1 pseudogene is annotated in these 278 nt (G+C 68.7%); it reads right to left on the bottom strand.

The features are described 5' to 3' along the window. Nucleotides 1-27: 27 nt before the first annotated feature. Nucleotides 28-278: pseudogene (locus Q0L15_RS19600) on the bottom strand (gfo/Idh/MocA family oxidoreductase); the annotation flags it as partial.

The following is a 278-nucleotide window of genomic DNA, read 5'->3' as shown; positions in this document are numbered from 1 at the left end:
GCCCCGATGATGCCCGAACGCAGGCCATCACCCATCGATCGTGACCCAGTTCCCGGACTCCGACGACGCGAGGATCGCGTCCGCGATGAGCGAGATCCGCCACCCGTCGTGGAAGTTCGGGTCCGCCTCGGTGCCCTCGACGATGCACTTCACCAGGTCGTAGGCCTCGATGATCTTGGTCTCGCCGTAGCCGATGCCGAGCGCCGGGATCGGCCACAGGCCCTCGCCGTACGGGTGCGCCGGACCGGTGTAGACAGTGCGGAAGCCGCGGCGGTCCC

Source organism: Nocardioides sp. (genome assembly GCF_024509035.1).
Classification (GTDB): Bacteria; Actinomycetota; Actinomycetes; order Propionibacteriales; family Nocardioidaceae; genus Nocardioides.
Note: the sequence above shows the minus strand (reverse complement) of the source record. Positions and strands in the feature narration are given on the sequence as shown.